Origin of the sequence: Streptomyces reniochalinae (assembly GCF_003323735.1) — a bacterium.
GTDB lineage: Bacteria > Actinomycetota > Actinomycetes > Streptomycetales > Streptomycetaceae > Streptomyces > Streptomyces reniochalinae.
In genome coordinates, this window is sequence record NZ_QOIM01000041.1 from 335,028 (window position 1) to 351,937 (window position 16,910).

At 73.2% G+C, this 16,910-nt stretch carries 14 protein-coding genes and 1 pseudogene; 14 read left to right on the forward strand and 1 reads right to left on the reverse strand.

Features of this window, described 5'->3' with window-relative positions; all coding sequences use genetic code 11:
* The first annotated feature begins 2 nt into the window (after positions 1-2).
* The 12 genes from DQ392_RS25330 to DQ392_RS25385 all read left to right on the forward strand — a co-directional run bounded on the left by DQ392_RS25330 (position 3) and on the right by DQ392_RS25385 (position 11,977).
* Positions 3-827 carry an MlaE family ABC transporter permease gene (locus tag DQ392_RS25330; protein WP_114017998.1) on the forward strand — a complete coding sequence of 275 codons (825 nt, stop codon included), beginning with the start codon at positions 3-5 and terminating at the stop codon, positions 825-827.
* A complete protein-coding gene (locus DQ392_RS25335) occupies positions 824-2,206 on the forward strand; it encodes an MCE family protein (RefSeq protein ID WP_114017999.1) in 1,383 nt (460 codons plus the stop codon). The genes DQ392_RS25330 and DQ392_RS25335 overlap by 4 nt, the downstream gene beginning before the upstream one ends.
* On the forward strand, positions 2,203-3,234 hold the full coding sequence (locus DQ392_RS25340; protein ID WP_114018000.1) for an MCE family protein: 1,032 nt from the start codon (positions 2,203-2,205) through the stop codon (positions 3,232-3,234). Before DQ392_RS25335 ends, DQ392_RS25340 begins: the two co-directional genes overlap by 4 nt.
* Positions 3,231-4,280: an MCE family protein gene (locus DQ392_RS25345; protein WP_114018001.1), complete on the forward strand. Its 1,050-nt coding sequence runs from the start codon at positions 3,231-3,233 to the stop codon at positions 4,278-4,280. The genes DQ392_RS25340 and DQ392_RS25345 overlap by 4 nt, the downstream gene beginning before the upstream one ends.
* Positions 4,277-5,422, forward strand: a complete 1,146-nt coding sequence (locus DQ392_RS25350; protein ID WP_114018002.1) for an MCE family protein — start codon at positions 4,277-4,279, stop codon at positions 5,420-5,422. Before DQ392_RS25345 ends, DQ392_RS25350 begins: the two co-directional genes overlap by 4 nt.
* On the forward strand, positions 5,419-6,630 hold the full coding sequence (locus tag DQ392_RS25355; RefSeq protein ID WP_114018003.1) for an MlaD family protein: 1,212 nt from the start codon (positions 5,419-5,421) through the stop codon (positions 6,628-6,630). The genes DQ392_RS25350 and DQ392_RS25355 overlap by 4 nt, the downstream gene beginning before the upstream one ends.
* Entirely contained in the window at positions 6,630-7,883 is a 1,254-nt protein-coding gene (locus DQ392_RS25360; RefSeq protein WP_114018004.1) for an MCE family protein, read from the forward strand. The genes DQ392_RS25355 and DQ392_RS25360 overlap by 1 nt, the downstream gene beginning before the upstream one ends.
* Positions 7,880-8,557 carry a hypothetical protein gene (locus DQ392_RS25365; RefSeq protein ID WP_245981924.1) on the forward strand — a complete coding sequence of 226 codons (678 nt, stop codon included), beginning with the start codon at positions 7,880-7,882 and terminating at the stop codon, positions 8,555-8,557. The genes DQ392_RS25360 and DQ392_RS25365 overlap by 4 nt, the downstream gene beginning before the upstream one ends.
* Positions 8,554-9,102: a hypothetical protein gene (locus tag DQ392_RS25370; protein ID WP_245981926.1), complete on the forward strand. Its 549-nt coding sequence runs from the start codon at positions 8,554-8,556 to the stop codon at positions 9,100-9,102. The genes DQ392_RS25365 and DQ392_RS25370 overlap by 4 nt, the downstream gene beginning before the upstream one ends.
* A gap of 113 nt (positions 9,103-9,215) precedes the next feature.
* On the forward strand, positions 9,216-9,833 hold the full coding sequence (locus tag DQ392_RS25375) for a nuclear transport factor 2 family protein (RefSeq protein ID WP_425470605.1): 618 nt from the start codon (positions 9,216-9,218) through the stop codon (positions 9,831-9,833).
* Positions 9,834-9,855: 22 nt separating this feature from the next.
* Complete coding sequence (locus tag DQ392_RS25380; RefSeq protein WP_114018005.1) at positions 9,856-10,728, forward strand: hypothetical protein; 873 nt, start codon at positions 9,856-9,858, stop codon at positions 10,726-10,728.
* 10 nt (positions 10,729-10,738) lie between these two features.
* Positions 10,739-11,977, forward strand: a complete 1,239-nt coding sequence (locus DQ392_RS25385) for a lytic transglycosylase domain-containing protein (RefSeq protein ID WP_114018006.1) — start codon at positions 10,739-10,741, stop codon at positions 11,975-11,977.
* Between the two features lie 225 nt (positions 11,978-12,202).
* On the opposite strand, the gene DQ392_RS25390 is transcribed toward DQ392_RS25385, so the two are convergent.
* On the reverse strand, positions 12,203-13,285 hold the full coding sequence (locus tag DQ392_RS25390; protein WP_425470602.1) for a cation diffusion facilitator family transporter: 1,083 nt from the start codon (positions 13,283-13,285) through the stop codon (positions 12,203-12,205).
* A 427-nt stretch (positions 13,286-13,712) separates the two neighbouring features.
* Between DQ392_RS25390 and DQ392_RS25395 the strand changes: the two genes are divergently transcribed.
* Positions 13,713-16,292, forward strand: a complete 2,580-nt coding sequence (locus DQ392_RS25395) for a glycoside hydrolase family 3 protein (protein WP_245981929.1) — start codon at positions 13,713-13,715, stop codon at positions 16,290-16,292.
* A gap of 310 nt (positions 16,293-16,602) precedes the next feature.
* Positions 16,603-16,910, forward strand: a pseudogene (locus tag DQ392_RS25400) (transglycosylase SLT domain-containing protein); the annotation flags it as partial.

A 16,910-nucleotide genomic window follows, 5' to 3' on the forward strand; every position in this document is an offset into this window, starting at 1 on the left:
CCATGGCCCAGCCCGGCCCGCCGGCCCGCCTGTTCGGCTGGCTCGACAAACCCGGCGACCAGTTCCTCTTCCACCTGCGCGCGCTGCTGTGGGTGCCGAAGGCGCTGCTGCGCTACCTGCACGAGGTGCTGCGGCTGCTGGCGCAGGTGGCGTTCGGCAGCGGCGGCCTCGGCGTGATCGGCGGCACCGTCGGCGTGATGACCGCCATGACCCTCTTCACCGGGACGGTCGTCGGCATGCAGGGGTACGCCGCGCTCAACCAGATCGGCACCGACGCGTTCACGGGCTTCATCTCCGCCTACTTCAACACCCGCGAGATCGCCCCGCTGGTGGCGGGCCTCGCCCTGTCCGCGACCCTCGGCGCGGGCTTCACCGCGCAACTGGGCGCCATGCGCATCAACGAGGAGATCGACGCCCTCGACAGCATGGGCATCCGCTCCATGCCGTACCTGGTCACCACCCGCATCATCGCCGGTGTCATCGGCATCCTCCCGCTGTACGGCATCGGACTGCTCAGCTCCTACCTGTCGTCCCGCTTCATCACCGTCTTCTACAACGACCAGTCGGCCGGCACCTACGACCACTACTTCGCGCTGTTCCTCTCGCCCACCGACGTGCTGCTCTCCTTCCTGAAGGTCTTCGTCTTCAGCGTCATGGTGATCGTCACCCACTGCTACTACGGCTACCGCGCCGAGGGCGGCCCCGCGGGCGTCGGCATCGCGGTGGGACGGTCGGTGCGCAACGCGATCGTGCTCATCAGCGTCACCGACTTCTTCCTCAGCCTGGCCCTGTGGGGCGCCACCACGACCGTGAAGGTCGCCGGATGAGCGCCCCCGCGGAAGGACGGCGCGGCGCCACGGCCCGCCGCCGGATGGCCGGCGTCGTCTTCCTGCTGGTGCCCGCGCTGCTGATCTGGCTGGCGGTCGCCGTCTACGACAAGCAGTTCTCCGACGACGCCGAGATCACCGTGCGCACCTCGCAGGCGGGCAACGAGATGCACGTCAACGCGGACGTGAAGATGCGCGGCGTCGTCGTCGGCCAGGTGCGCGAGATCAGCTCCGACGGGCGGGGCGCGCGGCTGCGGGTGGCTCTCCACCGCGACAAGCTGGAGGGCATACCGGCGGACGTGCGCGCCCAGATGCTGCCCACCACCGTCTTCGGGCAGCGCTACGTGGCGCTCGTGGCGCCCGAGAACCCCTCGCCGAAGGCGATCAGTGCCGGTGCCACCATCCCGCGGGACCGCAGCCGCAACGCCATCGAGCTCGAAGAGGTGCTGGACAGCCTGCTGCCCACCCTCACCGCCGTCCAGCCGCAGAAGCTGTCGGCGACCCTGACCGCCGTCGCACAGGCGTTGGAGGGCAGGGGCGACGCGCTCGGCGACACCCTCGTCACGCTCGACGCCTACCTGGCCAAGCTCAACCCGCACCTGCCGGCGCTCAACCGCGACATCGAGGAACTCGTCGAGGTCAGCCACCTGTACGCCGACACGGCGCCCGACATCCTCACCGCGCTCTCCGACTTCGCCACCACCAGCAGCACGCTGGCCGAGAAGGCGGAGGACCTGTCCACCGCGTACGGCGCGGCCACCGGCACCGCCCGCGAGATGACGGCCTTCCTGCGGGAGAACCGGGGCAACATCATCCGGCTGGCCGGGGCGAGCCGCCCCACCCTGCGCACCCTCGCCGCACAGTCCCCGTCCTTCCCCTGCACCCTGCGCACGCTCGCCACCTTCGTGCCCGTGATGGACCAGGCGCTCGGCAAGGGCACCGACGAGCCGGGCCTGCACGTCGACGTGAAGGTCGTGCCCTCACGCGGCAAATACCGCCCCGGCAAGGACACCCCCGTATACGGCCACACCGGCGGCAGCCCGCGCTGCTACTCGGTTCCCTACCTCGGCCCGGCCGGCGGTACGCGGGCGAAGGGCGCCGACGAGGCGAAGGGGTCCGGCGGCGCGGAGGCCACCGAGAAAGGGCGGGGCGCAGCGGGGGCCGAGGACGCCGCCGGCCAGGCGCCCGAGCCGGCTCCCCCAGGCGCGACCGTCGCGGACGCCCAAGGCGGCACGGGGATGCCCAACTCGCCGCAGGAGAACCGGTTGATCAACGAACTGCTGGCGCCGGGAGCGGGCGCGTCGGCCACCGACCTGCCCGGCTGGAGCAGCGTCCTGGCCGGGCCCGCGCTGCGCGGCACGGAGGTGAGCCTGCGATGAACCGCGCGGGCCTGGCAGGCCCCCTGATCAAGTCGCTCGTCTTCGTGCTGACGACCTCCCTGGCCACCGCCGTCCTCGCGCTGAGCATCTCCCACACCGGCGTCGGGGAGAGCGACACCTACCGGGCGCGGTTCAGCGACGTCACCGGACTCGTGGAGGGCGACAGCGTCCGGATCGCGGGCGTGCGGGTCGGACAGGTCGACCACATCGCCGTCGTCGACCGCCGCGTCGCCGAGGTGCGGTTCTCCGTCGAGAAGGGCCGGAGGCTCCCGGCCTCGGTGCACGCCTCGGTGAAGTACCTCAACATGGTCGGCCAGCGCTACGTCGACCTCAGGCGCGGCAGCGGACCCGTCGGGCACGACCTCGCCGCGGACGGGACCATCCCGCTCAGCCGCACGACACCCGCGCTCGACCTCACCCAGCTCTTCAACGGCTTCAAGCCCCTGTTCGAAGGGCTGTCGCCCAAGGAGACCAACCAGCTGGCCGGAGAGATCATCCAGGTGCTCCAGGGCGAGGGCGGGACCGTGACCTCGCTGGTCGGCCACGTCAGCTCCCTGACCACCAGGCTCGCCCGCAAGGACAAGGTCATCGGCTCCCTCATCAAGAACCTCGACACCGTGCTGGAGACCGTCAACCGGCGCGAGGAGAACTTCAACGAACTCGTCACCAGCCTCAGCGACCTGGTGTCCGGCTTCGCCAAGGACCGGAAACCCCTCGGGGAGGCCATCAGCGCCATGGGCGGGCTGGCCACCACCACGGCCGGGCTGGTCGAGGACGGCAGGGCGCCCCTCAAGGCGGACATCCGCGAACTGGGCAGGCTCTCCGGCCAACTGAACGCGGGCACACCGCAGTTCGAGAAGTTCCTGCGCACCTCACCGCAGAAGATGCGCACCCTCGCCAGGGCGGCCTCCTACGGCTCCTGGTTCAACACCTACCTGTGCGAGGCCCGGATCAGCGGACTGCGCACCACGGACGGCAGCGAGCCGCCCACCGGCATCGGTACCAGCGAGCCGAGGTGCCGAAGATGAGCGCCCCCCGGCGGCTGCGGATGCCGCGCGTCAAGCCGATGTCCGAGCGCAACCCCATCGCCGTCTGCCTCGTCGGACTGGTCCTCCTCGCGCTGCTGGGCACGGCCGTCTACCGCGCCGACGACCTGCCGCTCATCGGCGGCGGCACCACCTACACCGCCGACTTCACCGAGGCGGCCGGGCTGCGCGCCGGCAACGAGGTGCGCGTCGCGGGCGTCAAGGTCGGTGAGGTGTCCGAGGTCGCCCTGGACGGCGCCAAGGTCGCGGTGTCCTTCCGGGTGAAGGACACCTGGGTGGGCAACGCCAGCAGGGCGGCCATCAGCATCCGCACCCTGCTGGGCGAGAAGTACCTCGCGCTCGATCCGCTCGGCGGCCGCCGGCAGGACCCGCACCAGCGCATCCCCGTCGGACGCACCACGTCCCCTTACGACGTGACGCAGGCCTTCACCGGGCTCGGGCGCACCTTCGAGGAGATCGACTCGGCCAAGCTCGCCGACAGCTTCCGGGCCGTCTCCGACACCTTCGCCGGCACACCGGCCCACGTGCGCGGCGCCGCCAAGGGGCTCTCCAAGCTGTCGCGGACCCTCTCCTCCCGCGACACGGAACTGGCCGACCTGCTGGCCGGAGCCAAGAAACTGACCCGCACCCTCAAGGGCCAACGCGACGAGTTCACCACTCTGCTGAGCGACGGCAACCTGCTGCTCGCCGAGGTCCGCGCCCGCCGCGGCGCCATCCACCAGCTGCTGACCGGCACCCGCGACCTGGGCCGCGAGCTGACCGGGGTGGTGGACGACAACAACAAACAGCTCGGCCCCACACTGCGCGCCCTCGACCGGGTCACCGGCGTACTGGCCGACAACCGCCGGCGCCTCGACGAAGCGCTCGCCGTCGCGGGGCCCTACTACCGCCTCATCGGCAACACCCTCGGCAACGGCCGCTGGTTCGACAGCTACCTGTGCGGCCTCGTGCCCAAGCGGTACCTGCCGCCCGGTACCCCGCCGGAGACCGGCTGCCGCCCGCCGAAACCCGGAGGTGAGGGCCGATGAGCACCGAACCCGCACGCCCGCGCGGGCGCGGCCTCGCCCTGGCCGCCGCCCTCGCCCTGGTGATCGGCGCCTCAGCCGGTGGCGCGACCGTGCTCGGCGGCCGGGACGGTACCCGCGTCACCGCCTGGTTCGAGCGGGCCGTCGGCGTCTACGAGGGCTCCGACCTGCGAGTGCTGGGCGTCCGCGTCGGCCGCGTCGAGGCCGTCGAACCGCACGGCAAGAAAGTGGAGGTCACCCTCCGCATCGACGAGGGCGTCGAGGTCCCCGCGAACGCCCGTGCCGTCGTCATCGCGCCCAGCCTCGTCTCCGACCGCTACGTGCAGCTCACCCCCGCCTACACCACGGGGCCCAAGCTGGCCGACTCCGCCGTCCTGCCCTCGGGGCGCAACTCCGTTCCGCTGGAGGTCGACCAGCTCTACGCCGGCATCACCGAGCTGAGCGACGCGCTCGGCCCCGAGGGCGCCAACTCCGACGGAGCGCTGTCCGCACTGCTGGACGTCGGCGCGCAGAACCTGGACGGCAACGGAGCGGCCCTCGGCGAGTCCGTCGAGGAGTTCGGCAAGGCGGCCAAGACCCTCGACGGCAACAGCGGCGACCTGTTCGCCACCGTCGGCTACCTGCGCTCCTTCACCAGCATGCTCAAGCGCAACGACACCCGCGTCCGCACGGCGGAGCGGCAGCTCTCGGACGTGACCACCTTCCTCGCCGAGGACAAGGAGAACCTCGCCCAGGCCCTCGCCCAACTCGGTACGGCGCTGGGCAAGGTGAAGAAGTTCATCGAGGACAACCGCGGCGGCCTCAAGAAGAACGTCAGGAAACTGGCGCCCCTTACCCAGACCCTCGTCGACCAGCGCGCCTCCCTCGCCGAGGCGTTGGACACCGCGCCGCTGGCCGCCGGCAACTTCCTCAAGATCTACAACCCGGACCAGGGCACCCTCGACAACCGGGCCGACATCAACGAGCTGAGCATGGGCGGCCCCCTGCTGCCCGCCCAGGGCTCCGCCGCCTCGGGCACGGCAGGGCTCGTGCCCGTCACCCCGAGCGAGCGCGAGGCGCTGCCCGCCGTCCCCCTGCCTCCGGCAGGACCGGTCTACGGCACCCCCGACAAGAGGACCGACGCACGTGAGGGGGCGGACGGATGAGCCGCGCACGGACGGGGAGACGGGCCGTGGCGGTGCGCGCCGGCACCGGCGTCGCCGCCGCCGCGGTGGCCGCCGCGCTGGGGCTCACCCTGCTGGGCGGCGGAGTGGACCTGCCGCGGTTCGGCGGCCTCGAGGACCTGCCGCTGCCCGGCGGCGCCGACCTCGGCGACCACCCGTACACGGTGACCGCCGAGTTCCGGGACGTACTCAGCCTCGTCCCGCAGTCCTCCGTGAAGATGAACGACGTCACCGTCGGCAAGATCACCAAGATCACGCTCGGCAGGAAGGGCTGGACGGCCGAGGTCACCATGCGCCTCAACGGGCGGGTGCGGCTCCCGGCGACGCCCTACGCGCGCATCGAACAGTCCAGCCTGCTGGGCGAGAAGTACGTGCAGATCCTCGACCCGCCGAAGGGCGAGGACGCCGGGGGAGGGGACGGCTCCCTGCCCGCGGCATCCGCCGCCCACCACCCGGGCAGCCGCCGGAGCACCCACATCCCCCTGGCCCGCACCCACCGCAACCCCGAGGTCGAAGAGGTGCTCGGCGCTCTCTCGCTGCTGCTCAACGGCGGCGGCGTCAGCCAGCTCAAGACCATCACCACCGAGCTGAACAAGGCCCTCGACGGCAACGAGGAGGAGGCCAGGTCGATGCTGCGCCGCGTCAACAAGCTGGTCAGCGACCTCGACCGGCACAAGGGCGACATCACCGGCGCGCTCGACGGCGTCAACCGGCTCTCCGCCACCCTCGCCGCACGCAAGAAGAGCATCGACACCGTCCTCACCGAGGTCAGCCCAGGGCTGACCACGCTGGAGGACCAGCGCGGGCAGCTGATGACGATGCTGCGCTCCCTCGACACCCTCTCCGGCGTCGCCGTCGACACCGTCAACCGCGGCAAGGACGACATCGTCGCCGACCTCAAGGCCCTCGCCCCCACCCTGCGCCGCCTCGCCGACTCGGGGGCGGACCTGCCCGACTCGCTCCAGGTGCTGTTCACCTACCCGTTCACCGACGAGGTCCTGACCGGGGTCAAGGGCGACTACCTCAACCTCTATCTGCGGGTGACGGCGCCACCTGGCACCACACTGCGACCGCCACTGGAGGAGGAACCGATCCCCGTCGACCCGGGCGCCGGGGGGACCGGCAGCCCGGCCGCACTGCCGCTGCCCGCGGTCGCCGCGGCACCCGAAGCGGCCGGGGGTGAGGGGTGATGCCGGCCCGCGCCGTCCTCGTCAAGAACATCGCCTTCCTCGTCCTGGCCGTGCTCGTCCTCGGCCTGATCGGCGTCCGCTACGCCGACGTGGGCCGCTACGTGGGCCTGCGCGACTACTACACCGTCCGCGTGGAACTCGCCCGCACCGGCGGCCTGTACGAGCACGCCAACGTCACCTACCGCGGCGTGTCCGTGGGGCGGGTCGACACCATCGACCTCACCGACACCGGCGTCGCCGCCGACCTGCGGATCAACACGTCGTCGCCCCGCATCCCCGACGAGCTCGAGGCCGTCGTCGCCAACCTCTCGGCCGTCGGCGAGCAGTACATCGACCTGCGCCCCAGCACTAAGAAGGGCCCCTACCTGCACGACGGCTCCGTCATCCGGCAGGCCGACACCGACCTGCCCGCGCCGCCCACCAAGGTGCTCAGCAGCGTCGACAACCTGGTCTCCTCCGTCCCGCACGACGCACTGCGTACCGTCGTCGACGAGCTGGGCACCACCTTCGAGGGGCGCGGCGACGACCTGGAGGCCCTGCTGGAGACGGGCAGCGAGTTCCTCGACTCCGCCGACGCGGCCGCCCCCGAGACCACCGGACTCATCGTCGACTCCGCAACCGTGCTGCGCACCCAGCGCGAAGAGGGCGACGCGCTGCGCGACTTCGCCACCGGCGCCCGGGAACTGCTCGCACAGCTGAAGCGGTCCGACCCCGACCTGCGCCGCCTCATCGCCCGTACCCCGGGCGCCGCCACTCAGGTGACGGGCCTGCTGCGCGACCTCGACCCCGGCCTCAGCGTGCTGCTCGCCAACCTCACCACCACCTCCGAACTCGCCCTCACCCGGCAGCGCGGCATCGAGGAACTCCTCGTCACCCTGCCCCGGGTGGCCGCCGCGGGATCCACCGCCATCACCAAGGAAGGGGCCACACTCGGCATGTCACTCGCCTTCTTCGACCCCCTGCCCTGCACGGCGGGGTACGAGGGCACCCACTACCGCAACGGCCTGGAGACGGGGAAGGCACCGCCGCTCAACGAGCGCGCGCACTGTGCCTCCCCGGCGGCAGGCGGCAAGAACGTACGCGGCTCAGCCAACGCCCCCACGGGCGGCCCGCCGCCGGCACCCGCGCGCCCGGGATCCCTCGCCACCGACCACGCCGACCGGCTGACCGCCCGCTCCGCTGACGGAGCCACACGGCAACCGCACGACATGGCCGCTCTGCTCGGACTGAAGCAGGGGAAGGAGGGAAAGTGAGCACCGACGTACAGGGCCGAGCGGACACCGGGCCGGACCCGACGGGGGAGAATACCCCCGCGGAAGAGGGCGTGGCCCCCGCACCTGTGCCCGTCGACGAGGCCGACGGGGCCGAGTGCGGCGAGGACACGGGAGCAGACACGGGCACCGGCGCCGGCGCGCGGCGGCCGCGCGGAGCGGTCTGGCAGGTCGGACTGCTGTTGGCCGCGCTGCTGTTCTGCGCGGCCTCGGCATGGCTCTACCGGAGCGCGCACACCGACGACGACCTCGCCTACTCCCGCGCCCGCGACGAGGCACTCGCCGCCGGGCGTAGCCATCTGGCCACCCTCAACTCCATCGACGCGCGGCACATCACCGCCGGACTGCGCGAGTGGCGCGACGCGACCACGGGACCGCTCCGCGACCAGCTGCGCCGCGACGAGAACACGAGCGCCGACACCCTGGAGGAGCGCGGCACCAGCGCCCGCGCCCGGGTCACCGACGCGGCGCTCACCGGCCTGGACGACACGGCGGGCACCGCCGAGCTGATCGCCACCGTGCGTATCACGACTACGACCAGGGGCGGGGCGCCCGCCGCCGACCGCAAGCGCATGACGGCCGGACTCGAACGGACGGACGACGGGTGGAAGCTCACCTCGCTGGCCCCCGTCCCCGTGGGGGAGGAGCGCCGATGAGACGTCCCGCCTTCCCCCGCACGGTTCGGCTCCTCGCCCTGCTGGGAAGCCGGCGTGCCCGCTGGTACGTGGTGGCGGTGCTCGCCCTGGCGCTCGCCGCGGGGACCGGTTTCCTCGTGCGGGCGGCCCAGTTGACGAGCGGCGACGCGGCCCGCAACGCCGCACTGACCGACCGCGCGGCCACCAGCAGGGCCTCCGGCGAGGTCGGTGACGCGCTCTCCCGGATCTTCTCGTATACCCCCGAGGGCCTGGCCCGCACCGAACAGGCGGCCGACGACCTGCTCGCGGGCAAGGCGGCGCGCCAGTACGACACGCTGTTCGCGCAGGTGACGAAGCAGGCGCGGGAGCAGAAGCTCACGCTCGCCACCCGTGTCGTCGACGTCGGCGTGGCCCGGCTGCGCGGTGACCGCGCCGAACTGCTCGTCTTCCTCGACCAGACCACGAGCCGCGAGGGCCAGGAGCCCACCCACGCCGCCGCGCAGCTCTCCGTCACCGCACACCGCGACCACGGCGACTGGCGGATCGTCGCGATGAAGGCCAGGTGAGACCGATGACCCACGCACGCGAGGCGGACACCGCCGCCCCGAAGGCGGACAGCGCCGCCGCCGCGGCAGACGCCGACACTTCCGCGGCAGACGCCGACGCCCCCGAGGCGGATATGGAAGCGGCACGGACGGAGGGCGGGAGCGAGAAGGTTGGGACGACCGCGAGACGGGCGAAGCGCGGACGAGTCCGGCGGCTCACCGGCGGCGGCCCCCTCCGCACGGTGGCGCTCGCCCTGGCCTTCGCGGCGCTGTGCTCTGCCGTGTGGGCGGGCTTCTCCTGGTACGGCGCCGCACACGACGACACCCTGGAGTACGCCGCGACCCGCGACGAGGTGCGCTCGGCGGGCGAACAGGCGGTGCAGAACCTCAACACCCTCGACCACCGCGAGATCGACGCGGGGCTCGACTCCTGGGAGGAGTCCACCACCGGTGAGCTGCGCGGCCAGCTGAAGAAGGGCCGCGAGGAGTTCGAGAAGCAGATCCGTGCGGCCAAGACCGTCACGTCGGCGCGGATCCTGACCAGCGCCGTCGCCGAGCTGGACGAGCGGGCAGGCCGGGCCGGTGTGCTGGTCGCGGTGAGGACCACGGTCAAGGCCCCCAAGGAGAAGCCCGCGACCAAGCAGACCCGGATGCGCGGCGAACTCACCCGTACCGAGGACGGCTGGAAGCTCAGCGCCCTCGCCCAGGTGCCGGTCGGCTACTCGGCCACCGCACCGGACGAGCGCGGCTGACCGAGCGAGGAGCAGCACATTCATGTCCACCACCCGCCACCTCGTCAACCGCCGACGCCGCCTCGCCGACCGGCCGCGCACGGGCCGGGCGCCGCAGCCGGACCGCCCGAACCCGACACACCCTGCACCCGGACCTGAGCCCCGCGGCGACGACCCCCGCGGCGACCGACCGCGTATCGACGATTCCGGCGCCGAGAAGCGCCGCGACGCCGCCTCGCGGGACGTCGAGCCGGCCGCCGACGAAGCGCGTGCCGACGAACGCGGCAGGCGCACGCCCGCCGCGCCCTTGGCCCTGGCCGGCCGGCTCGCCCGGCTCGTACGGGGGTGGGCACCGCGTGGGCGCGCGCTGCTGCTCGTCTGCGCCGCGCTCACCCTCCTGCTCGGCGGCTTCGCCGCCTGGGCGGCGACCGAGGCCGCCGGGCTGCGGGACGCGGCGTCCGCACGGAACACCGCTCTCGCGGACGCCGCCGGTACGAGCCAGGTCAAGGGCGAGGTCACCAGCGCCGTCAACGCGCTCTTCTCCTACGACCACGCCGAGCCGGAGAAGAACGAGGACGCGGCGCGCCGTCTCCTGACCGGGAAAGCCGTCGAACAGCACCGCGAACTGCTCACCGCCGTAAGGAAACAGGGCCGCGAGCAGAAGCTCGTCCTGACCACGGCCGTCACCGACAGCGCGGTCACCGCGCTCGAAGGCGACCGTGCACGCGTCCTCCTGTTCGCGGACCAGCACAGCGCCCGTACCGGAGCGCGGGGCGAGAAGAAGGCGCGGGCGGACGAGGAGAAGGCGGACGGCGGAGCGAGAGACGACGCCACCTACGCCGGCGCCATGCTCGCGGTCAACGCCGTACGGCAGGACGGCACATGGAAGATCGCGGCCATCGACACCCTCAGCTGAAGGACGGCCCATGACCCAGCAGGACGGGAAGAAGACGTCCCGGCGATCCGGACCGGGCGGACGAGGCGGGCGGTCGCGACAGGGCGGACACACCGCGGCCGGCGGTCGCGTGGCGCTGCCCGCCGGCAGCGGACGCGTGAGGCTGCGGCGGGGCACCGCGAGTACCGCACTCGCCGTGGTGGCGGTCGCCGCGCTGACGGCCTCGCAGGCCCCCGGCGTCGCCGGTGCCAGGGACGCCCGCGCTCCGTGGGACTCCCACCGCGCCGCCGCCCCCTCTCCGACAGGCGCCGCCGACGACGGTTCCTACCACACGGAACTGCCGCCCCTCGACGGGGCGTCCGGCAGGCTCGCCGACCGCGCGAGCACCCTCGCGACCGCGGCCGCTTCCGGTATCCCCGCCACCGTCCTGAGCGCCTACCGGCACGCCGCCGGAACCCTGCGCTCGACAGCACCGGACTGCGGGCTGCCCTGGGAACTGCTGGCCGCCATCGGCAAGGTGGAGTCGGGACAGGCCCGCGGAGGTGACGTACGGCCCGACGGCACCACCCGCCGGCCGATTCTCGGCCCCGTGCTCGACGGGCACGGGTTCGCCCGCATCGCGGACACGGACGGTGGCGCCTGGGACGGGAACGACGAGTTCGACCGTGCCGTCGGCCCCTTGCAGTTCATCCCCTCCACCTGGCGGACCTGGGCGTCCGACGGGAACCGGGACGGCAGGAAGGACCCCCACAACATCCACGACGCGGCACTGGCCGCCGGCCGCTACCTGTGCGCCGACGGCCGTGACCTGACCCGCGCACCGGGGCTGCGCCGGGCGATCCTCAGCTACAACCACTCCGACGCCTACCTGCGCACCGTGCTGGCCTGGCTCCGCTTCTACCGTGAGGGCACCCACGCCGTACCCGACGGAGAGGGCGTCCTTACCGCCGGTGGGAGCGGCGAGGGCTGGGGTGGCGGGAAACGCGGCAGCGGGGGCGGAGGCGGGGCGGCGGAAAAGGAGCGCGGCAAGGGCCCGGGGAGCCGCACGGGGAGCGGCACCCACCACGGCGGCGGCTCACCGGGACCGGGCACGCCGGGTGCGCGTCCCTCGCACCCGGAGCCTTCCGCGTCGGAGGCTCCGACCGAGCCGCCCTCCTGCGACGGGGACACGGGGTCGCCGTCGCCCACTCCCACCCCGACGGACACCCCCACCTCGTCCCCCTCACCCACCCCGACGGACACGCCCTGCGAGAGCCCCTCGGAAGACTGAGCGCCCCCGAGATGAGGACTGCTCGACGGCGCCCCACGGCGCCACAGGACAGAAGAAGCCGCCCGCGGACCCCCCACAGGCCGCGGGCGGCGGCCCAGCGGTGGCGCACGCCCCGGGTGGCTGACGCGTGCTCCCCGGGACTGCTCCCAGAGTGCCCCAGGCCGGCAGGGACCCAGCAGGGGCCGAACGGCCCCTCTGCGAGGTCCCGGCCGGGCGGACGGCGGGTCAGTGCGGGTGCGGCCCGTCGTGGTGGAAGGGCCCGTGGGGGCTGTCGCAGTGGGCCGGTCCCGCGCCGACGGTCGTCAGCGCGTGCGCCCCGGACGGCAGGCGTCCTGCGTGGTCTATCTGGAGCGTGGTGTGCGTGAGGCCGTACCTGTCGGCCAGCAGCCTGTGCAGGTTCAGGCGGACCCTGTGGCAGTCGCCCCCGGGCTCGACCAGCACATGCGCCGAGAGCGCGGGCTCGCCCGAGGTGATCGTCCAGATGTGCAGGTCGTGTACTTCGGTCACGGCGTCGGCGGCGGCCAGGTCGTCGCCCACCGCGTCCGGGTCGAGGCCGACGGGCGCCGCCTCCAGGAAGATCCGGCCGGATTCGCGCAGCAGACCGTAGCCCGCCTTCAGCATCAGTGCGACGACCAGCAGTGTGGCGATGGCGTCGGCGCGGACGTAGCCGGTCACCACGACGACGAGGCCGGCGACGGCGGTTCCGATGAAGGCGAAGAGGTCGTTGAGGATGTGCTGGTAGGCGCCCTCGACGTTGAGCGAGGAGCGGTTCGCGCGCGAGAGGCACCAGGTCGCCAGGAGGTTCACCACGATGCCCACCAGGGCCGTGGTGACCACCATCCAGCCCGTCACCTCGGGCGGGTCGAGCAGCCTGCGCACCGCCTCGTAGCCCAGCCACAGCGCGGCGAGCACCAGGGTGAGCCCGTTGGCGTGCGCGGAGAGGATCTCGGCGCGCTTGAGGCCGAAGGTGTAGCCGCCGCGCGCGGGCCGCGCCGAGAGCCGCATCGCGACCAGCGCCAGCACGATCGAGACGGCGTCGGTGAGCATGTGGGCCGCGTCCGACAGCAGGGCCAGCGAGCCGGCCAGTACGGCGATGGCCGTCTCGACGACGATGAAGGCGCAGATGAGGGCGAGCGCCAGCGAGAGCCAGCGCCGGTCGGCGTGCGCCGAGACACCGTGCGAGTGACCCGCGTGGCCGTGCTGCCCATGGTCCGTCCGCCCGTGGCCGCCTTGCCCGCCGGCCGGCTGCTGCCGCCCTGGCACCGCCCGGCCGGTCGCTCCGTGCCCGTGCTCGTGACTCCCGCTCACCGTCGATCCTCCCCATCGGCATGCCGCTCGCGCGGCTCCGGCTGCCTGAAGTGAAACCCACAGCGTCAAAAGGTGCAAAGGTTGCATCGGTGACGGTTGTCAATACCGATAACACCCGTCTGAGCTGCGGTTTTCTCATGATTCCCGTTGTCGCCGCAGGCCCGGTGCCCCCGTGCCCACACCCGCACGGGACGACACCTGCACCCACACGGGGCGGCGCCCGCACCCACACGGGGGGCGGCGCCCACCGGCACGGGGTGGCGCCTACCGGCACGGGGGCGGCGCCCAGCGGCACCAGCCGGCGCACGCACCCGCTCGGGACGACGCCGGCGGTCTTCGACGGCTTTCGCGAGCCTGGCGGGGCCGGATCTGAGAGGCTGAACACAGCCAGTGAGCGATGTGAGCGACATGAGCGGTGTGAGTGGCTGTGAGTAGCGAGAACCCCGGTACCCCGACGCCCGACCAGACGCGTGCCGAGCCCGGCCGGACGCGCGCCGCCGTGGAGGCCGCGCTCGCCCGGCTGGACCTGACCGCCAAGGTGGCGCTCCTCGGCGGTACCGACATGTGGTCGCTCGACCCCGCGGCCGCCCGGACGGAGGCCGGCTTCGGCCGCCTCGTCTTCTCCGACGGCCCGGCCGGGGTGCGGGGTGAGGACTGGAGCCCCGAGGACCCCAGCGTCGCCCTGCCCTCGCCCACGGCCATCGGCGCCACCTGGGACACCGGGGCCGCCCGGTGCGCCGGGCGGCTGCTGGCCCAGGAGGCCCGCGGCAAGGGCGCCCACGTCGTCCTGGCCCCCACCATCAACCTGCACCGCACCCCGTACGGCGGGCGCCACTTCGAGGCGTACTCCGAGGACCCTCAGCTGACCGGCGTGCTGGGCGCCGCGCTGGTCGCGGGGGTCCAGGAGGGCGGTGTCGGTGCCACACCCAAGCACTACGTGGCCAACGACGCCGAGACCGACCGCTACACCGTGGACGTGCGCGCGGACGGCCGCACCCTGCGGGAGCTGTACCTCGCGCCCTTCGAGCGGGTGGTCCGCACGGCCCGGCCCTGGGCGCTCATGGCCGCCTACAACAGCGTCAACGGCGTCACCATGAGTGAACACGACGTGCTCGTGGGCGGGGTGCTGCGCGGCGAGTGGGGCTTCGACGGCGCCCTCGTCTCCGACTGGACGGGAGCCCGCTCCACCGTCGGCTGCGCCCTCGGCGGCCTCGACCTGGCCATGCCGGGACCCGACACCGTCTACGGTGAGCACCTGGTCGCCGCCGTCCGCGAGGGCAAGGTGGCCGAGGAGACGGTCGACGCCCTCGCCCGGCGGGTGCTGCTGCTGGCCGCACGCGTCGGCGTCCTCGGCGACGTCCCGCCGGCCGTCCCCGCCGAAGTGGTGCCCGCCCCACTCGACGGGCCCGCCACCGTGCGCGATCTGGCCGCGCGCTCCTTCGTCCTGCTGCGCAACCAGGACGCCGTGCTGCCGCTCGCCGAGGGCACCGCCACGGCCCCCGATGCCGCCACCGAAGCGCCACCCCGCCGCCGGATCGCGGTCAGCGGCCTGCACGCCTCCGTGCTCCGGTTCGGCGGCGGGGGCAGCTCGCAGGTCTTTCCCGCGCAGGTCAGCTCCCCTGTGGACGCGCTTGGGGCCGCGCTCCCTGACGGGACCGAGCTGACCTACGAGCCCGGGCCCGACCCGCGCTCCCGCCTCGGGCCCGCGACCCACGCCGACGGCTTCCGGCTGACGGCCGTCCTGCACGGTCTGGACGACGCCGAGATCGCCCGCGCCGACCAGCGGGACGGCAGCGTCCGCTGGATGGGCGGCCTGCCGGGCGGTGCCTCCTTCTCCGACCTGGGCCGCGTCGAGCTGACGGGCGCGTTCACCCCGGCGTGGAGCGGCACGCACCGGCTGGCCGTCAGCGGTGTCGGCCACTTCCGGCTGGAGGCGGGGGAGCGGGTGCTCTACGACGGGGAGCTCCAGCCCGAGAGCGAGGACCCGGCCGCCGCGTTCCTCAACCCTCCGCAGCGGGTCTTCCTCCTCGACGCGGAGGCCGGGGCGAGCGTCCCCGTACGGCTCGTCCACTCGGTCTCCTCCCACGGTGCCGGCGGCCTGTTCGGGCTGATCTCCTTCGCGCTCGGCTACGGCGCCCCCGCCGTGCCCGAGGACGAGCTGATCGACCGGGCCGTACGACAGGCGGCAGCCGCCGACAGCGCGCTCGTCTTCGTCGGCACCACGGACGAGTCGGAGAGCGAGGGCGTCGACCGCGACACCCTGGCCCTTCCGGGCCGCCAGGACGACCTGGTCGCCCGCGTCGCCGAGGTCAACCCCCGCACCGTCGTCGTGGTCAACGCGGGGGCGCCCGTGCTGATGCCCTGGCGTCACGACGTCGCCGCCGTACTGCTGTGCTGGTTCCCCGGTCAGGCAGGGGGTGACGCGCTCGCCGACGTGCTGCTCGGCGCGGCGGAACCCGGCGGGAGACTGCCGACCACCTGGCCCGACGCGGAGGAGGACCTGCCCGTGCACCAGGTCGTCCCCGGCCCCGACGGACAGCTCCCGTACGCCGAGGGCCCGTGGATCGGCTACCGCGCCTGGCGGCGGGCCGACGGGCCGCAGCCCGCCTACTGGTTCGGCCACGGCCTCGGCTACACCACGTGGGAGTACGAATCCCTGAACGTCACGGAACGCACCCCCGCCACGTCAGGTGACGACCCGTACGCACCGGTCGCGGAGGTCGTCGTCCGCGTCCGCAACAGTGGCTCACGCGCGGGACGCGAGGTCGTCCAGCTCTACCTCGGACCCGACGGGGCCGACCGCGGGCTCGCGGCCTTCGCCGTCGTGCAGGCCGCCGCCGGAGCCTCGGCGGACGCCAGGCTGACCGTCCCGCTGCGCGCGGTGCAGTCCTGGGACGACGCGACGCAGACCTGGCACGCCCGTCCGGGACCTGCCACCTTCGCGGCGGGCCGCAGCGCGGCCGACATCCGCCTGACGGCCGAGCTGGAACTGGCCGTTGAGGGCTGAATACCGCCGACGGTGCGTAGGGGGTCGGTGTGCTGGGGGTGGGGGTGGTGGGGGCCGGGTGTGAGGGCACCCATAGGGGCCAGGTCACATACGAAGCGCCTTCGGATGTCCGAGGGGCCGGGGCCGGGGCCGGGAGGGTGGGGTGGAGTGGCGCACGACGGCCGGTGAAGCGGACGAAGCGGGATAGTACGTCACATAGTTGTCGGGGCGGGGAGCCGGTCCGCAGGGTGGCACCCAGGTCGCGACGAGACCGGGCACCCGCCCGAAGACGCGGCCGGATGTGTCCCCCCTCGAAAGGCATCCCGCTCGCATGCGTACTGCTCTGCGCAACACCAAGCTGACCACCGGCCTGACCCTCCTGGGCGCCGCCGGTATCGCCACCACCGCACTGGGCGGCACCGCCCACGCCACCACCACCGCGCCCCAGGCCAAGCCCGCGGCCCACGCCACCAAGGCCGCCAAGGCCGCCGACAAGGACGACAAGGCCAACAAGAAGACCGACAAGGGCGACAAGAAGGCCGACAAGGCCGGCGAGAAGAAGGCCGAGAAGGGCAAGTCCTACCCCGACAACCTGGACGGCTGGATCCGTGAGGCCAAGGCCATCATGGACAAGCACGA